Source organism: Acinetobacter sp. YH01011, assembly GCF_013420785.1.
Taxonomy (GTDB): domain Bacteria; phylum Pseudomonadota; class Gammaproteobacteria; order Pseudomonadales; family Moraxellaceae; genus Acinetobacter; species Acinetobacter towneri.
In genome coordinates, this window is sequence record NZ_VOYG01000012.1 from 77,537 (window position 1) to 101,293 (window position 23,757).

The 23,757-nt window shown below is 44.1% G+C and carries 18 protein-coding genes; 7 read left to right on the forward strand and 11 right to left on the reverse strand.

Annotated elements, in window-relative coordinates; genetic code table 11:
- Positions 1-19 precede the first annotated feature (19 nt).
- Entirely contained in the window at positions 20-1,477 is a 1,458-nt protein-coding gene (locus FTT78_RS09680) for a capsule assembly Wzi family protein (RefSeq protein ID WP_180044161.1), read from the forward strand.
- Positions 1,478-1,574: 97 nt separating this feature from the next.
- Here the strand turns inward: FTT78_RS09680 and FTT78_RS09685 are convergent, their stop codons facing one another.
- Both FTT78_RS09685 and dapB read right to left on the reverse strand, forming a co-directional pair.
- Positions 1,575-2,219, reverse strand: a complete 645-nt coding sequence (locus tag FTT78_RS09685) for an START domain-containing protein (RefSeq protein ID WP_180044163.1) — start codon at positions 2,217-2,219, stop codon at positions 1,575-1,577.
- Positions 2,220-2,617: 398 nt separating this feature from the next.
- Positions 2,618-3,439 (reverse strand): 4-hydroxy-tetrahydrodipicolinate reductase, encoded by an 822-nt coding sequence (dapB, locus tag FTT78_RS09690; protein WP_070154911.1) that lies wholly within the window; start codon positions 3,437-3,439, stop codon positions 2,618-2,620.
- 282 nt (positions 3,440-3,721) lie between these two features.
- Between dapB and FTT78_RS09695 the strand changes: the two genes are divergently transcribed.
- Positions 3,722-4,006, forward strand: coding sequence for a hypothetical protein (locus FTT78_RS09695; protein ID WP_180044165.1), 285 nt, complete (start codon positions 3,722-3,724; stop codon positions 4,004-4,006).
- Between the two features lie 94 nt (positions 4,007-4,100).
- Here FTT78_RS09695 and dnaJ read toward each other — a convergent pair whose 3' ends face one another.
- The 4 genes from dnaJ to FTT78_RS09715 all read right to left on the reverse strand — a co-directional run bounded on the left by dnaJ (position 4,101) and on the right by FTT78_RS09715 (position 10,136).
- Positions 4,101-5,216: a molecular chaperone DnaJ gene (dnaJ, locus tag FTT78_RS09700; RefSeq protein WP_180044167.1), complete on the reverse strand. Its 1,116-nt coding sequence runs from the start codon at positions 5,214-5,216 to the stop codon at positions 4,101-4,103.
- A 129-nt stretch (positions 5,217-5,345) separates the two neighbouring features.
- Positions 5,346-5,723: a hypothetical protein gene (locus FTT78_RS09705; RefSeq protein WP_026438412.1), complete on the reverse strand. Its 378-nt coding sequence runs from the start codon at positions 5,721-5,723 to the stop codon at positions 5,346-5,348.
- Positions 5,724-5,858: 135 nt separating this feature from the next.
- A complete protein-coding gene (locus FTT78_RS09710) occupies positions 5,859-8,993 on the reverse strand; it encodes an efflux RND transporter permease subunit (protein WP_180044170.1) in 3,135 nt (1,044 codons plus the stop codon).
- A gap of 3 nt (positions 8,994-8,996) precedes the next feature.
- Positions 8,997-10,136, reverse strand: a complete 1,140-nt coding sequence (locus FTT78_RS09715) for an efflux RND transporter periplasmic adaptor subunit (protein WP_180044172.1) — start codon at positions 10,134-10,136, stop codon at positions 8,997-8,999.
- A gap of 413 nt (positions 10,137-10,549) precedes the next feature.
- Between FTT78_RS09715 and FTT78_RS09720 the strand changes: the two genes are divergently transcribed.
- The 4 genes from FTT78_RS09720 to FTT78_RS09735 all read left to right on the forward strand — a co-directional run bounded on the left by FTT78_RS09720 (position 10,550) and on the right by FTT78_RS09735 (position 17,388).
- The gene (locus tag FTT78_RS09720) at positions 10,550-11,164 is read left to right on the forward strand and encodes a TetR/AcrR family transcriptional regulator (protein ID WP_179988876.1); all 615 of its coding nucleotides are present in this window, start codon (positions 10,550-10,552) and stop codon (positions 11,162-11,164) included.
- 593 nt (positions 11,165-11,757) lie between these two features.
- Positions 11,758-14,442, forward strand: a complete 2,685-nt coding sequence (ppc, locus tag FTT78_RS09725) for a phosphoenolpyruvate carboxylase (protein WP_180044174.1) — start codon at positions 11,758-11,760, stop codon at positions 14,440-14,442.
- Between the two features lie 441 nt (positions 14,443-14,883).
- Entirely contained in the window at positions 14,884-15,831 is a 948-nt protein-coding gene (locus FTT78_RS09730) for a GGDEF domain-containing protein (protein ID WP_167845633.1), read from the forward strand.
- A 258-nt stretch (positions 15,832-16,089) separates the two neighbouring features.
- On the forward strand, positions 16,090-17,388 hold the full coding sequence (locus tag FTT78_RS09735) for a solute carrier family 23 protein (protein ID WP_004970352.1): 1,299 nt from the start codon (positions 16,090-16,092) through the stop codon (positions 17,386-17,388).
- A gap of 278 nt (positions 17,389-17,666) precedes the next feature.
- Here FTT78_RS09735 and FTT78_RS09740 read toward each other — a convergent pair whose 3' ends face one another.
- Positions 17,667-17,846 (reverse strand): hypothetical protein, encoded by a 180-nt coding sequence (locus tag FTT78_RS09740; RefSeq protein WP_004970356.1) that lies wholly within the window; start codon positions 17,844-17,846, stop codon positions 17,667-17,669.
- Positions 17,847-17,928: 82 nt separating this feature from the next.
- Here FTT78_RS09740 and FTT78_RS09745 point away from each other — a divergent pair, with 82 nt between their 5' ends.
- Complete coding sequence (locus tag FTT78_RS09745) at positions 17,929-18,198, forward strand: hypothetical protein (RefSeq protein WP_136143458.1); 270 nt, start codon at positions 17,929-17,931, stop codon at positions 18,196-18,198.
- Here the strand turns inward: FTT78_RS09745 and FTT78_RS09750 are convergent.
- From FTT78_RS09750 to ilvD (FTT78_RS09765), 4 genes are all read right to left on the reverse strand, one after another.
- The gene (locus FTT78_RS09750) at positions 18,164-18,451 is read right to left on the reverse strand and encodes a chorismate mutase (protein ID WP_004970358.1); all 288 of its coding nucleotides are present in this window, start codon (positions 18,449-18,451) and stop codon (positions 18,164-18,166) included. The genes FTT78_RS09745 and FTT78_RS09750 overlap by 35 nt on opposite strands.
- A complete protein-coding gene (locus FTT78_RS09755) occupies positions 18,441-19,760 on the reverse strand; it encodes a hypothetical protein (protein ID WP_179990365.1) in 1,320 nt (439 codons plus the stop codon). Before FTT78_RS09755 ends, FTT78_RS09750 begins: the two co-directional genes overlap by 11 nt.
- A gap of 118 nt (positions 19,761-19,878) precedes the next feature.
- The gene (ilvD, locus tag FTT78_RS09760) at positions 19,879-21,564 is read right to left on the reverse strand and encodes a dihydroxy-acid dehydratase (protein WP_004970362.1); all 1,686 of its coding nucleotides are present in this window, start codon (positions 21,562-21,564) and stop codon (positions 19,879-19,881) included.
- 219 nt (positions 21,565-21,783) lie between these two features.
- On the reverse strand, positions 21,784-23,613 hold the full coding sequence (ilvD, locus tag FTT78_RS09765; protein ID WP_180044176.1) for a dihydroxy-acid dehydratase: 1,830 nt from the start codon (positions 23,611-23,613) through the stop codon (positions 21,784-21,786).
- Positions 23,614-23,757 lie beyond the last annotated feature (144 nt).

Sequence of the window (23,757 nt, forward strand, 5' to 3'; positions counted from 1 at the left end):
ACGCTGAGAATATATAAGAATGTTTCCACCCAAAGCGCTGTTGGCGACACTGGCATTAAGCTCATCCTTAACCTTTGCCCAAGGCATTGTCTTAAATGACCAAAACTTACGTACCGATTTAAACTGGCTAAATCAGCAAGGCGTCATTCAAATTAGTACGTCAACTTGGCCTATGAGTGGTGATGAAATTCAACGTGCACTTTCTCAAGCCAATGTCAGCAACAACAATCAACAAAAAGTCATAGATGCAGTGGTGGCACATTTAAATGCCAATAACCAACTACTCAAAGCCTCGCTTTTTGCAGAAACAGATCAAAAGAATATTCCACAAGCCTTTGGCGACCAACAAAAAGCGCAATATCAAGCAGGCTTGGAACTCAATGCAGGCAATCAACACTGGGATGCTAAAATTAGGGTCAATGCAGAAAAAGACCCACAAATTGATAACGATCAAGATGTCAATGTTGAAGGTTCCTATATTGCAGCCAAGCTTTGGAATCAATGGCTCATTGCTGGGCAAATTCCAACCTACTGGGGGCCTGCACATGACGGCAGTTTAATTCGTGGCGATGCTAGCCGCCCAGTTTACGGCGTAACTATGCAACGTGCTGAACAACAAGCTTTCAGCAACAAATGGTTGTCATGGATTGGTCCATGGCAATATCAAGCCTTTGCAGGTCAGTTGCATGATTATGATGCTGTACCCGATGCCAAATTGATTGGTTTACGTGTCACTACACAACCGCTACCTTATTTGGAATTGGGGGCTTCACGTGCCTTTCAATGGGGGGGTGAAGGTCGACCTGAAAGCTTGAACTCACTTTGGGATGCTTTTGTTGGCAATAAAGACAATGGTGGTACTGGCAAACCTGACCCCTCTAACCAAATTGCAGGCTTTGATGCGCGTTTGAACCTACAGCCCTTGCTACAAGTGCCAATGGGCGTCTATGCACAATACGCAGGTGAAGATGAAGCTGGTGGCTTACCCGCTAAAAAAATGTATTTGGCTGGGGTAGATTATTCTTCTAGCTATAAAAATATGCCATTCCAACTCTATACTGAATGGGCTGATACCCGTACCAACGGTAAAGCATTAGGCGTTACTTATAACCACACCAATTATACCGATGGTTTCTATCAACATGGCTATCCTTTAGCACATGCTATGGGTGGTGATGGACAAATGATTTCACTCGGTGGTGATATGCGTCTAGATCGCCTAAACCGCGTGAATGCACGTATGCTGTTTGCCAAATTTGATCAGGCGGCTAATCGACGAGCGAGAGGCGAAACCAATAAAGCTTTCCCAGAAAAAGATCATTTAAAAGCTTTGGATTTGACTTGGACACACTATTTACGTCCAGATATTCCACTTAAACTGAATGGCTGGATTAGCGATTCAGATGTCCATGGCAATGATGGTGGTGCATCGATTGGCATTGAATTTCCTTTAGAAAAAGGGCTGTTTTCTTATTAAGTCTATAAGCTAGACCGAAAATACATCATGGATGAGATCGACACCGATTTCATCCATTTTATTTTGCATCATGCTCTAAAGCCCACACAGGCTAAACTTAACGTAAAATTTCAGGCAATCCCTTATAATTACGGTTTTTACCCAATTCAATTTTCATCTTTTGCAGCATTTGATACGGTTGTTGCTGCACAAACATATTCACAAAGCTTAAAGGAATGGCACCTTCAGGGTTGGCATAGCCATAGGTACTGACCTTTACTTTCTGATTGCCCAATTTCTGAAAGGTCCAGTCGCCTTCGTAATCTTGAATACGCACATAATCTGGGTTCAAGGGATAGCCCCCCTCAATGGCTTTATTTTGAATACTGATAATACCTTGTGCATCTTTACTCATTTTACCTTTGACCACTAAATCACGATCTTTTAGCGGAAAAGGAAAATCCAGCACCATATACAGCAAGAACTCACCTTTTTGGTCATCACGTGACAGGACTTTGACACTGCCCACATAAGGCACCCATTTCACGGCATGATCGACATCTAAAATTAAAGCAGCAGCTTTTTCTAAAGGTACATTGAAGGTGGTTTCGGCCTTATACAAAAACACAGGGCTAGACTGCTGTTGAAAGGTCCAGACTTTAATATTGTTTTTATGTATGCTCAGTTTGGCATGTTCAATATTTTGTGCAGAGGCCGCACAAATACAGGTGCTTAACCCAAGCATCAGCAGAGATTTTTTCATTTTATTTTGCATCTTATTTGGGTCTATTGACAATTCGTCTATGTTTGCGACAACGCATATTTTTTAGCTGATATAAGGCATGAGGCAGGAAATTTAGTTATTCTAAACGACTGACTCATAACGCAATAGCAGCAAAAAATATGCTTGTCCTGAAAGGCTGTGGCTAAAACTTTCTCAGATTGCGTTATGAAACTTGGCAATAGTCTCGCTATTCCCTGCGTTTCATGCCTGATCTGCTCAGTTTTAGCCTACAGCGCAAGCCATTTATGAAATGTCAACAGACCCTAGTTTTAGATCGGGTCTGATGCGTCATCATCCATGACATCAGACCCTAGTTTTAGCGGCAGATTGAAAATTGTTCAAGTCATTTTTATCTATTTCAGATTCCTGCGCAGTTTTTAAACCTGAATATCGTTAAATCCAAGGACATCTTTCATATCGTATTTACGCGCTTCGCGTCCCACTACCCACGCTGCAGCACGCACGGCACCTGCAGCAAAGTTCATACGGTTGGTGGCTTTGTGGGTAATTTCCACACGCTCGCCATCGGCAATAAACATTGCGGTATGTTCACCGACAATATCGCCACCACGAATAGTTTGGAAACCAATACTTTTACGCTCACGTGGCCCTGTGTGTCCTTCGCGGCAGTAAACAGCATCGTGTTTTAAATCACGACCTAAGGTTGCTGCAATGGCCTCGCCCATCATCAATGCCGTGCCTGATGGTGCATCGACTTTATGACGATGATGCGCTTCAATCACTTCAATATCTACACTATCCCCAAAGACTTTGGCTGCCAATTCCAGCAGTTTAATAGATACGTTTACCCCAACTGAATAGTTGGCGGCATATACCACAGGCGTCTGTTGAGCCGATTCTTCTAAGAGTGCTTTTTGTTCATCATTCATGCCTGTGGTGCCAATCACAATCGCTACGCCTGCTTCACGACAAAGCTTTAAGTGCTGTGCAGTGGCGGCTGGTGCGGTAAAGTCGATCACGACATCGCAGTCAGCTAATACTTGCTCTAGGCTACCCACCACTTTCACGCCCAGTGTACCTACACCTGCCAACTCTCCTGCATCTGCACCCAATAAACTGCTTTCTGGACGCTCTACTGCGGCAGCCAATTGGTAGCCTGCTTCTTGAACGGCTTGAATTAAGATGCGTCCCATGCGGCCGCCTGCGCCTAATACACCAATGCGTGGAGTTGCTGACATAGCATATTCCTAAAATAGATTCTAAATTGTGCTTACTATAGCAAAACTCGCTGCCTAGACTAAGTTTGTCTGCCAAGTTTCTGGGTTTATTTTTATCGGAAAGCAACTGTGACAGTATGCTAAAGATCACTTTAAATGCCACTGGCAAACTTTTATCAAAGCGATGCTAAAAATTTATCTGAAAATGCTCATTTTTTATTTTTATTTCACAAATTTGCAAACTTGTATGCGCAGACTAGCCTGCACGAATGAAAACAACTGCACAAATTAAAGGGGATTTACATGCATTCGAAGAACATGGTATTGGCATTATTGTTAGGCATCAGCACAGCATCCGTATTTGCAGAGCCTGCACTTCAAGAAGGGGATACGCTAGAAAGCCTGTCCAAAGTCCGTATTAGCGTGACACTACAAGAACCGCTTGCTGTTGAAGTTGATACACCTGAACTTGAAGAAACAGCAGCAGAACATGGGGTTGTTGCAACCGTTCAACCACAAACTACCGTTGAAACAGCAACGACTGAAATGGTGGATGTTTTAGAGATTGATGTACCTGAAGTCGAATAAGAGTACAGCAGATACAACAAAGGCGATCTTCAAGATCGCCTTTATTTTTGAGTTTAGATCAGGTCGTGCTTTGACATACCTAACCTAGGTTTCCTTAATCAAATAAACGATCAAAGAAAGACTTTTTCTTTGGTGATGACTGACTGCCCTCACCTTCCATCGTCGTCTGCAACTCTTTTAACAATTCACGCTGACGTGCCGTTAAATTCACAGGTGTTTCCACCACAATACGGCAGAGTAAATCGCCCTGCATACTGCTACGCACAGGTTTTACCCCTTTACCACGCAAACGGAACAATTTACCCGTTTGTGTTCCCTCAGGTACTTTCAGGCTCACGCGACCATCTAGAGTCGGAATTTCAATTTCCTTACCTAAAGCAGCATCGGCAATGCTGACAGGTACATCCATATATAGGTCGGCACCATCACGCTGGAAGATTTCGTGCTCACGCACCACCACTTCTACGTATAAATCTCCCGATTGACCATCACGAATGGCTTCACCTTTACCTGTTAAGCGTACGCGGTCGCCATTGTCCACGCCTGCAGGAATAGTGACTTCCAAGGTTTGCTGACGGTCAGCAACACCCGAACCATGACATTTTTTACATGGGTTCTTGATAATTTTGCCCTGACCACGACAGGTACTACAAGTTTGCTGTACCGAGAAGAACCCTTGTTGCATGCGTACTTGACCCGCACCATGACAGGTTGGACAAGTTTCAACATCATTTGGATTTTCTGAGCCTTTACCATCACAAGCTTCACATGGCGCAGGTGCTGTAAAGGTGATGGTTTTCTTAACGCCTTTGACTGCTTCTTCAAGCGTCAATTCCATCACATAGCGTAAGTCTGAACCACGGCGTTGACGTTGCTGGCCACGCCCCCCCCCACCAAAGGCTCCACCGAAAATATCCCCAAACTGGCTGAAAATATCTTCCGCACTGAAACCACCGAAGCCGCCAGCACCACCGCCCATACCACCTTCAAAGGCTTGATGGCCCATACGGTCGTACATGCTGCGTTTTTCGCTGTCTGACAGAACTTCATACGCTTCTGAAGCTTCTTTAAACTTCTCTTCAGCTTCAGGATTGTCCGGGTTACGGTCTGGATGATATTTCATCGCCAACTTACGGTAGGCTTTTTTAATTTCATCATCACTAGCGGTTTTAGAGACGCCCAAAACCTCATAATAATCACGTTTAGCCATGTCTGGCGATGCTCCTCACGGAATTCTATTTAAAACTTAACTGAAGTCTGAAATTGGGGTCAAACTGAGTTTTACAAGGGAAAGCTGTTAAAAATTTTAGCTGAAGTGCTTTAGATGAAGTTCAAGCCATTAGAACACAGCTTTATTTTTCAAAAATTTGGATAGCCCTTTAATCCAAGCATTGATTAAAAATAAGAAGGCAATCACGGCAAAGACCACACCTGCTACGGTGCAGGCTTTGACCCATAAAAAGGCATCCCAAGGAAAGAAGGCCAATGGAATAAACCACAATGCAGCAAACAATGCCAATACACTGTAAATCACCACATTACGCATGATCCATAAAGCCTGTGCCTGTAACCAGACTTCAGTGCTATCGACCACAATCACTTTTCGTGCATACCAATACGCCAATGCACCACTCACCACAGTAAATAAAGCAAAAAACATAAACACGTAAGAGATCGCGACAGACCGGCGAAACTTTACCAAGTTATCTTGCTTCATAATGTGATTTAACCCCATCTGTGCCATGCTTTATTTTTTAATCTGGCGCATGCTGTAACGTATGCAAAGGCTGAAAAATATAAGGTGCTACTATATTGAAATTTTCCAAGTTTCGCACCCGTTATTATGTCACTTTTACAGATTATGTGGATTTTTTTTCACTTTAAACCACTGTGCATATAATGCAGGTAAAAAGAACAGGGTTAATAGGGTCGCGACAATTAATCCGCCCATAATCGCCACAGCCATCGGGCCAAAGAAAATACTGCGAGAAAGTGGAATCATGGCCAAAACAGCCGCCAAAGCGGTCAGTACAATTGGACGACAACGGCGCACCGTAGCGTTAATAATCGCGTCCCACTGCGATTCCCCAGCCCGAATATCCTGCTCAATCTGATCAATTAAAATCAAAGAGTTGCGCATGATCATGCCCGATAAGGCAATGGTGCCGAGCATCGCCACAAAACCAAAGGGTTTGTTAAACAGCAACAGGAACAATACCACGCCAATAATGCCGAGCGGTGCAGTTAAAAACACGATGAATGCACGGGACATGCTACGCAGCTGAATCATCAACAAAGTCATCACCACGGCAAGGAAAAATGGCATGCCTGCATTGACTGACTTTTGCCCACGTGCCGATTCTTCAACCGTGCCACCCACTTCAATTAAATAGCCACTTGGCAACTTTTCACGCAGGGCCGCCATCGGTTCAGACAGTTCTGCCACCACCGTTGCAGGTTGCAAATTGCTACGAATATCACCACGTACGGTAATGGTCGGCAAGCGGTTACGATGCCAAATTAAACCCTCTTCAAAACGGTATTCAATCTGTGCAATTTGCGCCAACGGCACCGATGTTCCACGTGAAGTCGGTATGGCCAAGCTGCTTAAAGATGCGACATCTAGGCGCTCAGTTTGATCGCCACGTAAACGAATTTCAATCAGTTCACGTTTTTCACGATACTGATTGATTGCTGCGCCACTGATAGAGCTATTTAGGAAGTTAGCCAAATCCAGACTCGACACTCCCATTTGACGGGCACGGTCTTGATCAATCTGCAATTGAATGACTTTGCTCGGCTCACCCCAATCTAAATGCACATTGGTGCTGTTTGGGTTGGCACTGATGGTGGCTGCGACTTGCTGCGCCCATTGTCGTACTTGTGCCAAGTCTTCGCCTGACACGCGAAATTGCAATGGATAACCTACAGGCGGACCATTTTCCAATAACGACACGCGAGTACGCACCTCTGGCAATAACAAGCGAATTTGCTCTGATAAATTACGACGAATTTCATTGCGGTCTTCTAAGGACGATGCCAACACCACAAATTGGGCAAAACTGGCTTGCGGCAATTGCTGATCTAAGGGCAAATAGAAACGCGGTGAGCCTGTGCCGACATAGGCCACATAATTGTCGATACCTTGTTGTTGCGCCAAGAACTTTTCAACTTTTTTAACGGCTGCTTCTGTGGCTGTTAAAGACGCACCTTCTTCAAGTTTTAAATCGACTAAAATTTCTGCCCGATTGGAAGGTGGGAAAAATTGCTGTGGTACCAATTTAAACATCGCAATTGACAGTACAAATATGCCAACTGTGATTGCAATGACGGTTTTTCGATAGCGCACACAGGTATTGACCCAATCTCGAAACACTTGATAAAAGCGGGTTTGATATGGGTCGTGTAATTCACCTGCGTGCTGTAGCACAGGCTGCGGTTCAGCTTGTTTGCGTACACGCGCCCAAAGACGTTGATACCACGGCGCTCGCTGTGCATGGCGCTGAAAATCTGGCAATAATTTATCGCCCAGATAGGGTACAAACAGCACGGCAGCAAACCATGACACCACCAAAGCAATGGTCACCACTTGGAAAATTGAACGGGTATATTCCCCTGTACTTGAGGCTGCCGTGGCAATGGGTAAAAAACCTGCTGCGGTAATCAATGTCCCAGTCAGCATAGGGAAAGCAGTCGTTCGCCACGCATGACCTGCGGCTTGCAAGCGGCTATAGCCCTGCTCCATCTTAATTGCCATCATTTCAATGGCGATAATGGCATCATCCACCAACAATCCGAGGGCTAGAATAAGCGCACCGAGTGAAATCTTATGCAGCCCGACATCAAACAAATGCATACCTGCAAAAGTCATCGCCAAGACCAGTGGAATGGAAAATGCCACCACCAAACCTGTGCGAAAACCCAGTGAAAAGAAGCTGACCAAGAGCACGATAATCACCGCCTCAGCCAATACTTTCATAAATTCATTGACGCTGTGTTTTACCGCAACAGGTTGATCAGAAACCTTTTGCAGTTGCATGCCCAAAGGCAAAGTTTTTTGCAAACGGGCAAATTCTGTTTCCAGATTTTCACCCAAAGCCAGAATATCACCGCCTTTACGCATCGACACCGCAATGCCAATGCCATTTTCGCCCATAAAGCGCATACGCGGTTGAGCAGGTTCGCTAAACCCACGATAGACCTCGGCAACATCGCCCAGTTGAATGGTGGTGCCATTCACCAACAGCGGCATTTGTTTCAACTCATCGACACTGTGCAACGCACCGCTGACACGCACCTGAATACGGTCTGAATGGGTTTCAAAAAAACCTGCGCTTGCCATGCTGTTTTGTTGTTGTAAGGCTTGCTGAATCGCGGTAACAGGAATACCAAGTTGTGCGGCTTTGGTGTTAGATAACTCAATCCAAATTTTTTGATCTTGCAAACCGACCAAATTAACTTTGGCAACATCTTTGACTCGCTGTAATTGTAGCTGCAAACGGTCGGCATATTCTTTGAGGGTGGCGTAGTCATAGTCTGCGCCTGTCAGCACATAAATATTGCCAAAAGTGTCGCCAAATTCATCATTAAAAAATGGGCCTTGTACCCCTTGCGGCAATTCATGACGAATATCATTGACCTTTTTACGCACCTTGTACCAAACATCTGGAATTTGGCTAGAACGCATGGAATCTTTGGCAATAAAAGTCACCATGGACTCACCCGGACGCGAATAAGCCATGATGCGTTCATAGTCGCCCGTGCTCATCAATTCTTTTTCGATGCGGTCGGTGACTTGTAACGAGACCTCTTTGGCGCTCGCTCCCGGCCAATAGGTTTGAATCACCATCACTTTAAAAGTAAACGGTGGATCTTCACTTTGTGCCAGTTTGGAATAGGAAAAAATCCCGACAATGCCCAACAGCAGCATCAAGTAGACCACTAGACCTTTATTTTTCAGCGCCCATTCGGATAAGTTAAAATTCATATTTTAACGCTCCGTCTGTGTGGCCGCAGAAGCTGCCTGAGCTGTTGGATTGACTGCCTGTACAGCTTGATTGTCACGGTTAATCGGGCGAATTTTTTGTCGATCACGCAGTAAATGCACCCCACCCATCACCACATAATCTTGCGGCTGTAAGCCACTCAGTACAGGCACGCTGTCACGTCCATAAGCGCCCAATGTAACAGGAATTTGACGCACGGTTGAGTCTGGCTGTAAGACCAAAACAAAAGCTTGTTGCCCTGTTGCCGACACGCTAGATAAAGGCACATATAAACCCTGATTGGCTTGGCGAGTCAGAAATACCCGCGCACTTTGCCCCAATTGAATCTGTGCATTGCCTTCACGTAAAGCCACTTTGACTTTAAAAGTACGCGACTGATCTGCCGCAGGGGAAATTTCTCGAACCGTACCTGCAAAACGGGTATCGGGTTGTGACCATAAACTTACCGTTGCCTCTTGCCCGACTCGAATTTCACCCACCGCTTGTTCAGGCACGCCAATCACGACTTCACGCTCCCCATCAATCGCCAATTGATAAGCGACCTGCCCTGCCGCTAAAACCTGCCCAACTTCAATATTGCGTTCAGTAATCACACCATTTTTTGTGGCCCGTAACTGGTTATAGTCGGTTTGATTACTGCTGACTGCATAATTGGACTGTGCCTGTTTCAACTGTGCCATAGCATGTTGATATTGGTTTTTGACTGCATCATATTGCGAGCGACTGACGGCATTCATGGGTAATAATTGCTGAAAACGCTGTAACTCATCACTGGCAATTTTTGCAGCAGATTGCGCACTTTCCAGTTGCGCACGCGCGGCATTGAGCTGTAATGCGGCATCTTGCACATCCAGTTTTGCTAAGACTTGCCCAACTTTGACCTGATCTCCCACATCGACAAAACGCTGTGTAACTTGCCCTGCAACCCGAAATGCCAAAGCCGTTTGCTGACGTGCTTGCACCTCGCCTGCATAGCTTTTTTGCTCAAGATGTAAACTGCTAGGCTGGGTTACCATTACCAAAGGGACTTCCTGTTCAACCTCGGTTTTTTGCTTGCTGCATCCAATTAGGGTGATACAGCACAGCAGCATCAGGCTACCAATGAGATTCTGAGTCGTTTTCATCTAGCGTGCTCTTATTTAAACGTTTTTTTTAGGGCAGAATACGGTAGGGTTTGCTGACACTTCGTCTATGTTTGCGACAGCGCATATTTTTAGCTGATATAAGGCATGAGGCAGGAAACTTAGTCATTCTAAGTAACTGACTCATAACGTAATAGCAGTAAAAAATATGCTTGTTCCAAAGGACTGTGGCTAAAACTTTCTCAGATTGCGTTATGAAACTTGGTAATAGTCTCGCTATTCCCTTCGTTTCATGCCTGATCTGCTCAGTTTTAGCCTACAGCGCAAGCCATTTATGAAGTGCGTGCAAACCCCTATATTAAATTGATTATTTTTTAATTAATATACCACTGGGTACATTAATTAAAACTGAAGCGTCATTTTCCAGTTGTACTGATGCAAATTAGGATGAGCGTGTGCAGATTCATGTCGGACGACCAAAAGATTTAGAAAAACGCCAACGCATTTTAATGTCGGCAAAACACTTGTTTTTAAAGTTGGGCTTTCATGGTTCTAGTATGAATCAGATTGCACGTGAAGCAGGCGTGACCAAATTAACGGTGTATAACCACTTTCAAGACAAAGCCACGTTATTTTCCTGTGCCATTGAAGAAACCTGTGAAAGTCTGCTCAAAGCACAACCTTTGGACTTGACTGCACATCGCAATTTTAAGCAGGCCTTATACCAAGCCTGTGAACTGTCCTTGAACTTAGTCAATATGCCTGAAGCGATTAAATTAGAGCACTTGCTGATGGAACTGGCCTCGGAGCAAAATCCGTTGGCATTGCAGTTTTACAATGCCTCACATGCCAAACTTCGCGCGATGTGGGAAAGCTTCTTTCGTCAAGCAGTAGAATTGCAGTTTATTCAGGCCGATGAACCAAAAACGCAAACTGAATTGATCGTTTCCTTACTGCATGGTTTACGTCACCATGAAGTTTTACTCGGTGTACGTGCCGTGCCCGATGCTGCACAATCTCAAAAGATTATTGAAGATGCGATTGGTATTTTTATGCTGCGTTATGGCTGAACAAGCTAATTTCGCAACCTCCTCTTGCTTGATTTACAAATTCAAATCACGCAGTTTTAAGAAAATAAATAAACTCAACACTAATCACCATTCGATACGCAGGAATGTCATCTACAACCTGCATGGTATTCGTTTTATTACTGTTTCTGCGAAATAATGAATAAGAGATAAACTGTAAGCAGGTTTTGTGGATGACAATGGTTTTGCCTACTTTTCCCGAAAGAAAAGTAGGTCGAACCGAAGGTTAACCCAGCTATTTTTGTAACTTAGCAAAATGCCGCTCCCCTCATCACTACATAATTGGCAGCAACTATGCGTAAAAATACTCTCAATACGCATGAGAATGCACTTGGGACTCTAGCACATTGATTATCCCAGAACCCATTACAAAAAAGGTTTATCTAAATTGGGGTTTCTTTTACCAAATAGCATTCCTCTCCACCCTGTATTTCTCTCCTAAATACTGCTGTTTGGCACTATAACTTCAGATGCGCAAAATCCATGCAACTTTTGTAGATAGCCCGCTTGGATTGTATCTAAATCGGGGTATAGTCTTAACAGAGTAGAAAAACACAGAACATGGAGAACAACGAATGATTCAACAAATTGATGCTCCTCTACGCGATGACGTACGCTTACTTGGCAACTTATTGGGTGAAACCCTCAAGTTACACGCAGGACAAGATTTGTTTAATCAGGTCGAACAAATTCGTGCTTTATCTAAAGGCGCGCGCGATGGACAAGCCGAAGCTGAAAAACAACTCGAACAACTGTTTTTAAGTCTGGAAGATGACGAAATCTTACCGCTCACCCGTGCCTTTACCCACTTTTTGAATTTTGCCAACATCGCTGAGCAATATCATGTGGTGCGGAGCCGTCGCCAAAGCGAATTTGATGAAAATGGCGTTTCTCCAAACCCGCTAGATCACTTATTTATCAAGTTTAAAGACAACCAAATTTCTGCAGAAACACTCTTTCAACAAGTCTGCGAGCTAAAAATTGAGTTGGTTTTAACTGCGCATCCGACTGAAGTCAGCCGTCGTACCCTCATTCAAAAATATGACGATATTAATGACTGCTTGTTTAAAATGGATCAGCAAAAACTGACACCACGTGAACGTCAGGCAGTTTTGGCAGATTTAAAACAGCTGATCAGCTCGGCTTGGCAAACCGATGAAATTCGCCAACATCGCCCAACCCCTGTCGATGAAGCCAAATGGGGCTTTACCACCATCGAACAAACCTTGTGGAATGCGGTGCCTAAATTCATGCGTGAGTTAGACAGCATTGTGCAGGAACATTGTGGGCAAAGCCTGCCGCTGAGTGTTGCGCCTGTGCGTTTCGCCTCTTGGATGGGCGGTGACCGCGATGGTAACCCGAATGTCACTCATAAAGTTACTCAAGAAGTGCTGTGGCTGTCACGCTGGAAAGCAGCAGAACTGTATTTACGTGATATTGAAAACCTGCGTTGGGAACTTTCCATTCAGCAATGCAGCCCAGAATTGGCAGATGCTTTGGGACATTTCCATGCCGAGCCGTACCGTGAATATTTACGCGACACCCGCGAACGCCTAAAAGCCACCCGCGACTGGTTAGCAGCGAAACTGCAAGGCAAAGATGCAGATGACAGTTTGGTCATCAAAAGCAAAGACGAACTGTTACAGCCTTTATTGCTGTGTTATCGCTCGCTGACGGCTTGCCAATTATCAGACATTGCGAACGGCAAATTGTTGGATTTAATTCATCGTGTGAATTGTTTCGGCATTGAATTACTAAAACTGGATATTCGCCAAGAATCGGGACGTCATCGTCAAGCCATTTCTGCCATTACCGAATATTTAGGTTTGGGCAATTTTGAAACTTGGACTGAACAAGCGCGTCAGAACTTCTTGCTTCAAGAGCTACAAAGTAAACGTCCGTTATTGCCAAAATTCATGCAAGAACCTGCACAAAGCCTGATTCAACATCCCGATGTGCAAGAAGTGTTTGCCACCATGCGCACTTTGGCTGCACAGCCGCAGGAAAGTTTGGGCGCTTATATTATTTCCATGGCGGAATATCCAAGTGATGTATTGGCAGTGTTATTGCTGCAAAAAGAAGCGGGCATTCAGCATCCTTTGCGTGTGGTGCCGCTGTTTGAAACCCTGAAAGACTTGGATGGGGCTGCCCAAACCATGAATACCCTATTTAATATGCATTGGTACAAACAGCATATTCAGGGCAAACATGAGGTGATGATTGGCTACTCAGACTCCGCCAAAGATGCAGGGTTCATGTCTGCCAACTGGGCGCAGTACCGCGCGCAGGAAGAACTGACTGCGGTAGCGCAGCAACATGCTGTGCAGCTGACTTTATTCCATGGTCGCGGTGGTTCCATCAGCCGTGGCGGTGCACCAACACAACAAGCATTGTTCTCACAACCACCAGGTTCTATTTCAGGTGCAATCCGCGTCACCGAACAAGGTGAAATGATTCGTTTTAAATTTGGAATTGAAGGGGTTGCCTTACAAAATCTGGAAGTCTACACCGCTGCAACCTTAGAAGCGACGCTGATGCCACCACCTGTGCCGAAAGCAGAATGGCGCGAGCTGATGGATAACATGACCGAACTTTCGGTGCAGGTCTATCGCCAAACCGTGCGTGAAAATCCACATTTTGTGAAATATTTACGCACCGTTACGCCAGAGCTGGAATTGCAGATGTTGCCACTCGGTTCACGTCCTGCGAAGCGTAAAGTGAGCGGTGGAATTGAATCCTTACGTGCCATTCCGTGGGTATTTGCATGGACACAAATCCGTTTAATGCTGCCTGCTTGGTTAGGGACAGGCGCAGCAATTAACCAAACGCTCGATCAGGGACAAAAAGCCACTTTGGATGAAATGCTCAGCGATTGGCCGTATTTCCAGACTTTGATTGATATGCTAGAAATGGTGCTATCTAAAGCCGACAGTAATATTGCCCTGTACTACGAATCTAACCTGACCGATGACGAAGACTTAAAACAACTCGGTGAGCAACTCCGTCAACGTCTGCGTGATGCTGTGACGACTTTACTGACCCTTAAAGGTGAATCGCAATTGCTCAGCAGCAATGATGTGCTAGATCAATCGATGCGGGTGCGTAAACCTTATTTATTGCCACTGCATTTGCTACAGGCAGAATTGATGAAACGTCGTCGTTTGTATTTGGCAGAACAGCATGCCGAACATACCCCTGTCGATCATGCCCTCATGGTGAGTATTGCAGGGATTGCAGCAGGCTTACGCAATACAGGTTAAGACCTAACGAATAGCACAACAAGCAGAGTCATGCTCTGCTTGTGGCTCATTCACTCACTTAAACATGATTTGGGACGGATGACTACATATTAGGCTAAGTAGAAAAAATCATAAAAAAACATGATAACTGGCATTTTTTATGATTTCTGTCTCAACTTATTTGAATTATGCTTAGATTAGACAATAAATAAGAGTTTGGACTTGCCTATGCCAGAAAGCTCTACAATGACGACTTTATTAAAGCTAAAAATTTTTTATTTTTTCAAGGGTATAAAAATCTCCTCAGTTTAAATAACATCCAAAAATCACGTGTCGTCAGTGGCTTGGTTTTTTTCTTTCATTTACTCTTTTTAGTGGTACTTTGGCTCAGTCAAAGCCAACCCCTGTTTACCCCATACATGCTGCCATGGGTATTGGGTTGTTTAATATTGTATTTGCTGATTGCCTTGGTCTTTATATGTCATCAGCTATCGTATTCCTGAAAATCAGACCACACTCTATTATTTTCCAATTCTGTGTTTAGGCTTTTATAGCAGCTCACTCATGAGTATTGGCTATTTTCTGGGTCAAATGACGGTACTCACAGGCGTATTTACCATTGGCTCCATTTTTACAGGCTTATTGTTGTTTAAACGCAGCATTATCTTTTGGGGCACCATTCCCTGCTTGGTGGTATTTTACGGTGGTTCTTTGCTGACCTTGCGCAATATTATCCCCTATGCGCCCGTTTTTCAGCCCTATACGTTTACCAGTGCGGAATTCCAAAATTTCATGCTCATCAATAACTTGATTGGCAGCACCATCATTGGTGTTCTGTTGGCCATTTTATTTAATACTTTTTTGGGACGCTGGATGATTCGTGAAGAACATCAGCAACAACTAATTCTGCTTGATCCACTCACCCAAACTCTCAACCGACGCGGTTTAAGCATAAAATTCAACCAACTGGTGAATCAAAAACAATTGGCGGGGCAAAACAAAGAACACATCTGCCTTGCCCTGCTCGATTTAGACTGGTTTAAGCAAGTAAATGATCGCTATGGACACGATGGCGGTGATCAGGTTCTCAAGCAAATCCCCAAAATTTTGCAAAAAAATCTGCGCAGTGAAGATATTATCGGACGTTTTGGTGGCGAAGAATTTATGATTATTTTCTCCAATACCTCACCGCAAATTGCCCAAAATGTACTGGAACGCTGCAGAATTGCCATTGAACAACATCGTATTGCCTATGCAGAACATGAGATTCAAATTACCGCAAGTTTTGGTTTAAGTGCCTTATATGTTTATCATGCAGATCAACATGAATTAATTCAGCGTACTGATGCTGCGCTGTATAAAGCCAAGCAAAGTGGACGTAATAATGTGCAGCAAGATATTGAATCATGAATATTAATTTTGTATAAAATACAAACAAAAATCGCAGGTCATACAATTTTTTTTAAACTGCGACTATCACTAAGTGACTGCAATACATTCTTTAAATTTATAAATAAAATTACTTATTTATATTAAATGTAAATTTTATCAAATAGTAAAATTTAATCCTAAAAATAAGCAGCTGATCTGTTTTCTGGCAAAATTTTTAAAAAATTTAGGCAATACAAGAGTATGATGTGCTCAATTTAGCTTTTGAGTGCTTACTTTATGTCCAATTGGTTTCCCAAATGGCGCCCTTATGAAGGCAGCATTGATGCACGTCCTGTAGGTACCAATGAGTATCTACCGCCTGCACAAACCGTTGTATTGGGGATACAACACGCATTTGCCATGTTTGGTGCCACTGTACTTGCACCTTTTTTAATGGGCTTTGATCCGAACCTTGCCATTTTAATGTCAGGGATTTGTACCATTCTGTTCTTTTTCATGACAGGTGGGCGTGTTCCAAGTTATTTAGGCTCAAGCTTTGCCTTTATTGGGGTGGTGATTGCTGCCACAGGCTATGCAGGCGCAGCAGGCGGTTTAAATGCCAATATTGGGGTTGCGGCAGGCGGGATTATTGCCTGCGGTATTTTATATGCCCTGATTGGCTTTTTGGTGATGGCTACTGGCACCCGCTGGATTGAAAAATTAATGCCACCTGTGGTGACAGGTGCGGTGGTGATGATCATTGGTTTAAACCTTGCTCCTGTCACGGTCAAAGCGGTTGCAGGCAATCCATTTAATATGTGGATGGCCTTGGTGACTGTGCTATGTATGGGCATGATTGCCGTATTTACCAAAGGTTTACTGCAACGCCTCTTGCTCCTGATTGGCTTGCTCATATCGTATCTGATCTATTTTGTAGTCACCAATGTCATGGGTTGGGGGACGCCAATTAACTTCGCACCGATTCAGCAAGCCGCTTGGTTTGGCGTACCAGACTTTCATGCGCCTGTATTTGATGTGAATGCCATGCTGATTATTGCCCCAATTGCCTTCATTTTGGTGGCAGAGAACTTGGGACACATTAAAGCAGTAGGTGCCATGACTGGTGAAAACCTCGATCCACACATTGGTAAAGCCTTTGTAGCCGATGGTGTTGCCACAACCCTTGCAGGTGGTGTCGGTGCACCGGGTATGACTACCTATGGTGAAAACATTGGGGTGATGGCTGTTACCCGCGTGTATTCCACGATTATTTTTGTGGTGGCGGGGGTCTTTGCTATTTTCCTTGGCTTATCACCAAAATTTGGGGCAATCATCCATACCATTCCTACCGCCATTTTAACGGGCGCTTCGATTGTGGTATTTGGTTTGATTACCATTGCTGGCGCGAAAATCTGGATTGAAAACAAAGTCGATTTTTCTAAAAACAAAAATCTGATGGTGGCTGCCGTGACCATTATTTTAGGAACGGGTGACTTTGCGTTGCAATTGGGCAGCTTTAACTTGGGCGGGATTGGGACAGCAACTTTTGCAGCCTTGTTCCTGAACTGGTTCTTTAGTTTGCGTGATCCCTCTTAATCAGAACTTGCGGTCATTTGCTTGAACCTAAGCAAATGCCGAAACAATGCAAAAAGACCGAACAACAGTGATTGTTCGGTCTTTTTTACCTCAAACGGTCTGTCTAGAATGAACCGTTTTTAAGAGATAATGCTTTTACTTGGCTTATTTCTGTTTTTTAAGCTCTTGCTTAAGTTGCTTCAATTTGCCTTTATGTTTTGAAATCTTTTTCAAACGTGCTTTGATTTGTTGCTTCAAAGATTTAACTTGCTTAGCCATGGTATTACTCCTTAGTAAGGCTATTCGTTGCCATTGTGTTGTTTCACAAAACTACGAATAAATTTTCTTAATTCACGAGCAGCACTAGTATCAAGTTCTTCACATAAACGAATAAATTCATCACGTTCAGTACTATTAATACGAATTAAAAGTTGTCCATCTTTCTTGCCTGTCTTTATTTTTTTGATTTGCTCGTTCATTGCTGATCTCTCCAAAATAAAGACTGCTTTGCAAAAGATGTATATACAATATATATACTTTTTAAAATAAAGCAAACTTACAATGTTAAAAAATGTAATAAAATCATATTCTTTTTTTTACCAATACTTTTTAAAAACCCAGCAAAGCCAAGACAGGCAAGGCTTTGCGCTTAAAACCACCTGCAGAAAAAATAAGCAAATTATTTTTAAAAATTATGCTTTGAATACCAAGATGGCATATAAATACGCGGTTTTACCGCAAAAACGCAAAGTTTGGGCTGCGTTTGAAGCATCGCCCAAACTTAGGGATAGATCAATTAAGGACGGAATTCTTTTAATTCACGCTGAATAAAATGCTGAATCATATCGTGATACAAACGCTCGACCATGTCAGGATCGACTGCATGTTGCACAGCCAAAGTACGGACTTTTTCAATCACTTCTTTCACGCGCTGCGGTGACTGTACATCTTCCACAGTCTGTTTATGGCGCATGGCCTGATCGACATAAAACTGACGCGATGCAATCAGTTCAATTAAAGCCACATCAATTTGGTCTATTTTGTCACGTGCTTGTTGTAATGAGTTTACTTTTTCATTGTTCATGGGCTTGGGCTACACTTTCAGTTTCGGTTTCGTTTTCACTCTTATACTTTTCTTCTAACACATTACTGAAAATACTTTCAATCATCCACACCCGATATAAGCTGTTAAACACGTAGCTTTGCCCATCTATGCGCAATTCCAACACAGGAAAATCGGGCTGAGATTTCATTTCACACAGCATATCGTTTTCTTTGAGCAACTCGGTCACATCGGCTGTGGTCAGTTGATCTAACTCCAGTTCACGCTGCATACGCTCAAAATGCGCTTTAAAGGATAAATCCTGTCCCCTCGTCCATACCGCCTGCAAAATGCGATACATGGCATCCACACGCTGTTCTTCAGGCGCACTGTAATACAGTTGTGCCATTTGATAAGTCGCCTGCTCAGTCGGGCGGCAAAACGGCGTAAACGCAACATCAGTACGTTTAGATAAACGTGTTGCCAAACTCCAGTCAAACCAGTCGCGTCCATGATAAGACAAGGGATACACATTCAAATGGATATTGTAATAGGCAGCTAATTCTTCTTTAATATACGCCAATAACAACCAAGAAATCGGGTCTTCCAGTGCAATATACAAATCCAGTTCAGGGTCGAGTGCCTGAATTTCATTGAGTTCTTCGGCATCACTAATTAAATGTTCTCGCCATTCAATGTGATTGATCAAGAAAATAGGATTATCGGTGAGTAATTTTTGTTGTTTTAAACGGCGTGTCAAACGCAATAAATCATCGACCGCATGATATTTACGTCCACCAAACTCAAAATAACTGGCCAATACAGGTGCATCATCAAAAACCCGTTCAGGAAAATCCTGAATTTGATGATGACGGCTGGACATGGCATATAAAGTGCGTAATTTACCCGACTGCTTTTGCCACAGCATGTGAAACACATCTTCGAGTAAATACAAGAAATCCTGACCACGTAACGGCGTATGCCGCAAAATAGCTTCTGCCTGCATTAAGGCCTCTGCAGTCGGTGGTTCAGGGCTATCGTGAAAACTAAAACGGTGTTGTTTGGCAAGAATTTGTGCATCTTGAATACAATAATTTTGCCATTCTGCAGCCGACATTTGATTCGGTGCATCGCCACTTTGCCGCGAAATCACCACGGTTAAAGGTTTTAATTCATCGGCCAGAATATCTTCTAATTGCGGCAACTGCTGTACCGCCAAATAGCTATATACATCATCTAGACGTAAATACACACTCAGTCCGTGTTCCGTGGGCAACACCGCTTGCCGAGATGGTTTTTGATAAAACCAACTCGATCTGATCGGATCGAACCAACGGCGTAACAGTGACATGAGATCAGCCTCTAAAAAGAAAATCCTTGTGGTTTGGGGACAAGCCACATGCAAATCATGTGCGCTCGTCCTTCAATAGTACACAAGGATTTATATCAATTCATATAAAAATGATCAATTAGACCTCTAAATTCAGATCAGTCACTGCACCTTTTTCTGCACCCGATGCCAATTTAGCAAATTTCGCCAATGCACCATGGGTATAGTTTGGCTTTGGTTTGACCCATGCCGCTTTACGTGCTGCCATTTCCTCTTCCGACACATGCCAAGTCATTTCACGGGTTTCGGCATTAATCGAAATTTTATCGCCATTTTTCACCAGACCAATTGGCCCGCCTTCATACGCTTCTGGGGTCACATGCCCAATCACAAAACCGTGACTGCCACCCGAAAAACGTCCATCGGTAATTAACGCGACTGAATTACCCAAACCTTTGCCAATAATTGCAGAAGTTGGTTTCAGCATTTCTGGCATACCCGGGCCACCTTTAGGGCCTTCACCACGAATCACCACCACTTCACCTTCTTGCACTTCACCATCTAAAATGCCGCGCATCGCGCCAATTTCACCTTCAAAAACGCGTGCAGGGCCTTCAAAATACAAGCCTTCTTTGCCTGTAATTTTTGCCACTGCGCCCGTAGGCGATAAGTTGCCTTTTAAAACCACCAAGTGCGAATCTTTTTTGATTGGTGCATCAAACGGTAAAATAATTTGCTGACCTTCAGGATAATCGGCAACATCGGCCAAGTTTTCTGCCAAAGTTTTACCTGTAACCGTTAAGCAAGAACCATCAAGCATGCCTGCATCTAGCATGCGTTTCATCAACGGTTGAATGCCGCCAATGGCAATCAGCTCCGACATTAAATACTTGCCCGATGGACGTACATCGGCCACCACTGGGGTTTCCTGACCAATACGCACGAAATCATCCAGTGTGAGTTCAACCCCTGCAGAATGTGCCATGGCAATCAAATGCAACACACCATTGGTCGATCCACCCAAAGCAATCAATACTTTAATGGCATTTTCAAAGGCAGATTTGGTCATAATGTCACGTGGTTTAATATCCAGACGTAACAGATTCATGACCGCTTCGCCTGCGCGTTGGCAGTCATCCATTTTATCTTGAGAAACAGCTTCTTGTGCTGAAGACCCCGGCAAACTCATGCCCAATGCTTCAATGGCCGATGCCATAGAGTTGGCGGTGTACATGCCACCACAAGAGCCTGCACCTGGCAAAGCCACTTCTTCAATTTGTTTGACCTGAATTTCGTTAATTTCACCTTTGGCATGCTGACCCACGGCTTCAAACACCGAAATAATATCGGTATGTCCTGCACCCGGTTTAATAGTGCCGCCATAAACAAACAAGCCCGGACGGTTTAAACGCGCCAGTCCCATAATGCAGCCCGGCATGTTTTTATCGCAGCCACCAATTGCAATCACACCATCATAGGCCTGACAGCCCACCACAGCTTCAATTGAGTCGGCAATAATTTCACGTGAAACCAATGAATATTTCATGCCTTCGGTGCCGTTTGAAATACCATCTGAAATGGTGATGGTATTGAAAATAATGCCTTTACCACCCGCCTGATTCACGCCTGTTTCTGCTTCGCGCGCTAAGCCATCAATATGCATATTACATGGTGTGACATTGGCCCAAGTCGATGCAATGCCAATAAATGGACGAGTAAAATCTTCATCCTTAAAACCCACCGCACGCATCATGGAGCGTGCAGGTGCATTTTCAATGCCTTCATAGACTTCGGCTGAATGTTCGCGGATATTCTGTTTACTCATGGCTGATTCCTTAGCAAGATGGGTGAAATGACGTGCTCATCATGACGATTTATTTTATTTTTCATTGTATCGAAAGCGGGCAGGATGTAAACGAAAATGCCTGTCTAATTTCATTGCTCAAATTTGCTGCGATACTGACATTGCTCATTGGCAGGCTCATAAAAAAGCACCCCAATTTTGGAGTGCTTTTTTGTGGCAGCTTAAATTGCTAAGTACTGCTTAGATTTCACGTACCGCACCTTTTGCCGCACTAGTAGTGTGCATAGCATAGGCTTTCAACGCTTTAGAAATTTTACGTGGACGTTCTTCTGCAGGATGCCAGCCTTTAGCTTCTTGCGCTTCACGACGTGCCGCCATGGTTGCGTCATCTACCGCCAAGTGAATGCTGCGGTTTGGAATATCAATTTCGATACGGTCACCATCTTCAACCAGACCAATCGCGCCACCTTCAGCCGCTTCTGGAGAAACGTGACCAATTGAAAGACCTGAAGAACCGCCCGAGAAACGACCATCAGTCAGTAATGCACATTCTTTACCTAAACCTTTCGATTTCAAATAGCTGGTTGGATAGAGCATTTCTTGCATACCTGGGCCACCACGTGGGCCTTCGTAGCGAATCACCACCACATCACCCGCTGTGATTTTACCGCCCAAAATCGCGTCTACAGCAGCATCCTGACTTTCAAAAACACGTGCTATGCCGTTAAATTTCAAAATGGAATCATCTACCCCTGCAGTTTTGACAATACAGCCATCCAAAGCAATGTTGCCGTAAAGTACCGCCAAACCACCATCTTTAGAGAAAGCGTGTTCTGCATTACGAATCACACCATTGTCACGGTCACCATCTAAACGTGAATAGTAACGGTCTTGTGAGAATGCTGTTTGGGTGGCTACGCCGCCCGGTGCAGAACGGAAGAACTGGTAAACGTCTTCATTTTCGGTACGGATGATGTCCCATTTATCCAAAGCATCTTTTAAAGTCGCTTCGTGAACTGTGCCTACTGAAGTGTCCAATAAACCTGCGCGATCCAGCTCACCTAAAATAGACATAATACCGCCCGCCCGGTGTACATCTTCCATGTGAACATCTTGTTTTGCAGGCGCTACTTTACATAGTACAGGCACTTTACGTGATAAACGGTCAATGTCATCCATGGTGAAATCCACACCTGCCTCATTGGCAGCCGCCAACAAGTGCAGTACGGTGTTGGTTGAACCGCCCATGGCAATGTCCAACGTCATAGCATTTTCATAAGATGCTTTGGTTGCAATTGAACGTGGCAATACGCTGTAATCGTCTTGTTCATAATGGCGTTTGGCCAATTCCACAATCAACTGACCTGCTTTATCAAACAGTTTTTTACGGTTGGCGTGAGTTGCTACAATTGAACCGTTGCCCGGTAAAGATAAACCTAGAGCTTCTGTTAAGCAGTTCATTGAGTTTGCAGTGAACATCCCTGAGCATGAACCACAAGTTGGACATGCAGAACGCTCATATTCAGCAACTTCTTCATCCGTATAGTTGTCATCTGCCGCCACAATCATCGCGTCAATCAAGTCAATCGCGTGTTCATTGCCACGAATTTTGACTTTACCTGCTTCCATTGGGCCGCCAGACACAAACACCACTGGAATGTTCAGGCGCATGGCAGCCATCAGCATCCCTGGTGTGATTTTGTCACAGTTGGATATACACACCATTGCATCGGCGCAGTGTGCGCTGACCATGTATTCTACCGAGTCGGCAATCAAGTCACGCGATGGCAATGAATACAACATGCCGTCATGACCCATGGCAATCCCGTCATCTACAGCAATGGTGTTAAATTCTTTGGCAACACCACCTGCCGCCTGAATTTGCTCTGCCACCATTTGACCGAGGTCTTTTAAATGCACATGGCCAGGTACAAATTGGGTAAATGAGTTGACCACCGCAATAATCGGCTTACCGAAATCTTCGTCTTTCATACCCGTTGCACGCCATAAGCCGCGTGCACCCGCCATATTTCTTCCGTGTGTCGATGTTTTTGAACGATAGTCAGGCATTATAAAGTTCCAACTTGGTTGTGCTGAAATGAATCTGAAATTCATTCTGGCGAAATAATACTGTTTGCAAGATCTGTATCACTGCAAAATAGTTTAAGAGTCTTTCTATTTTACTACAGCTTGAGGTAGTAAGGCTGCTGCTTT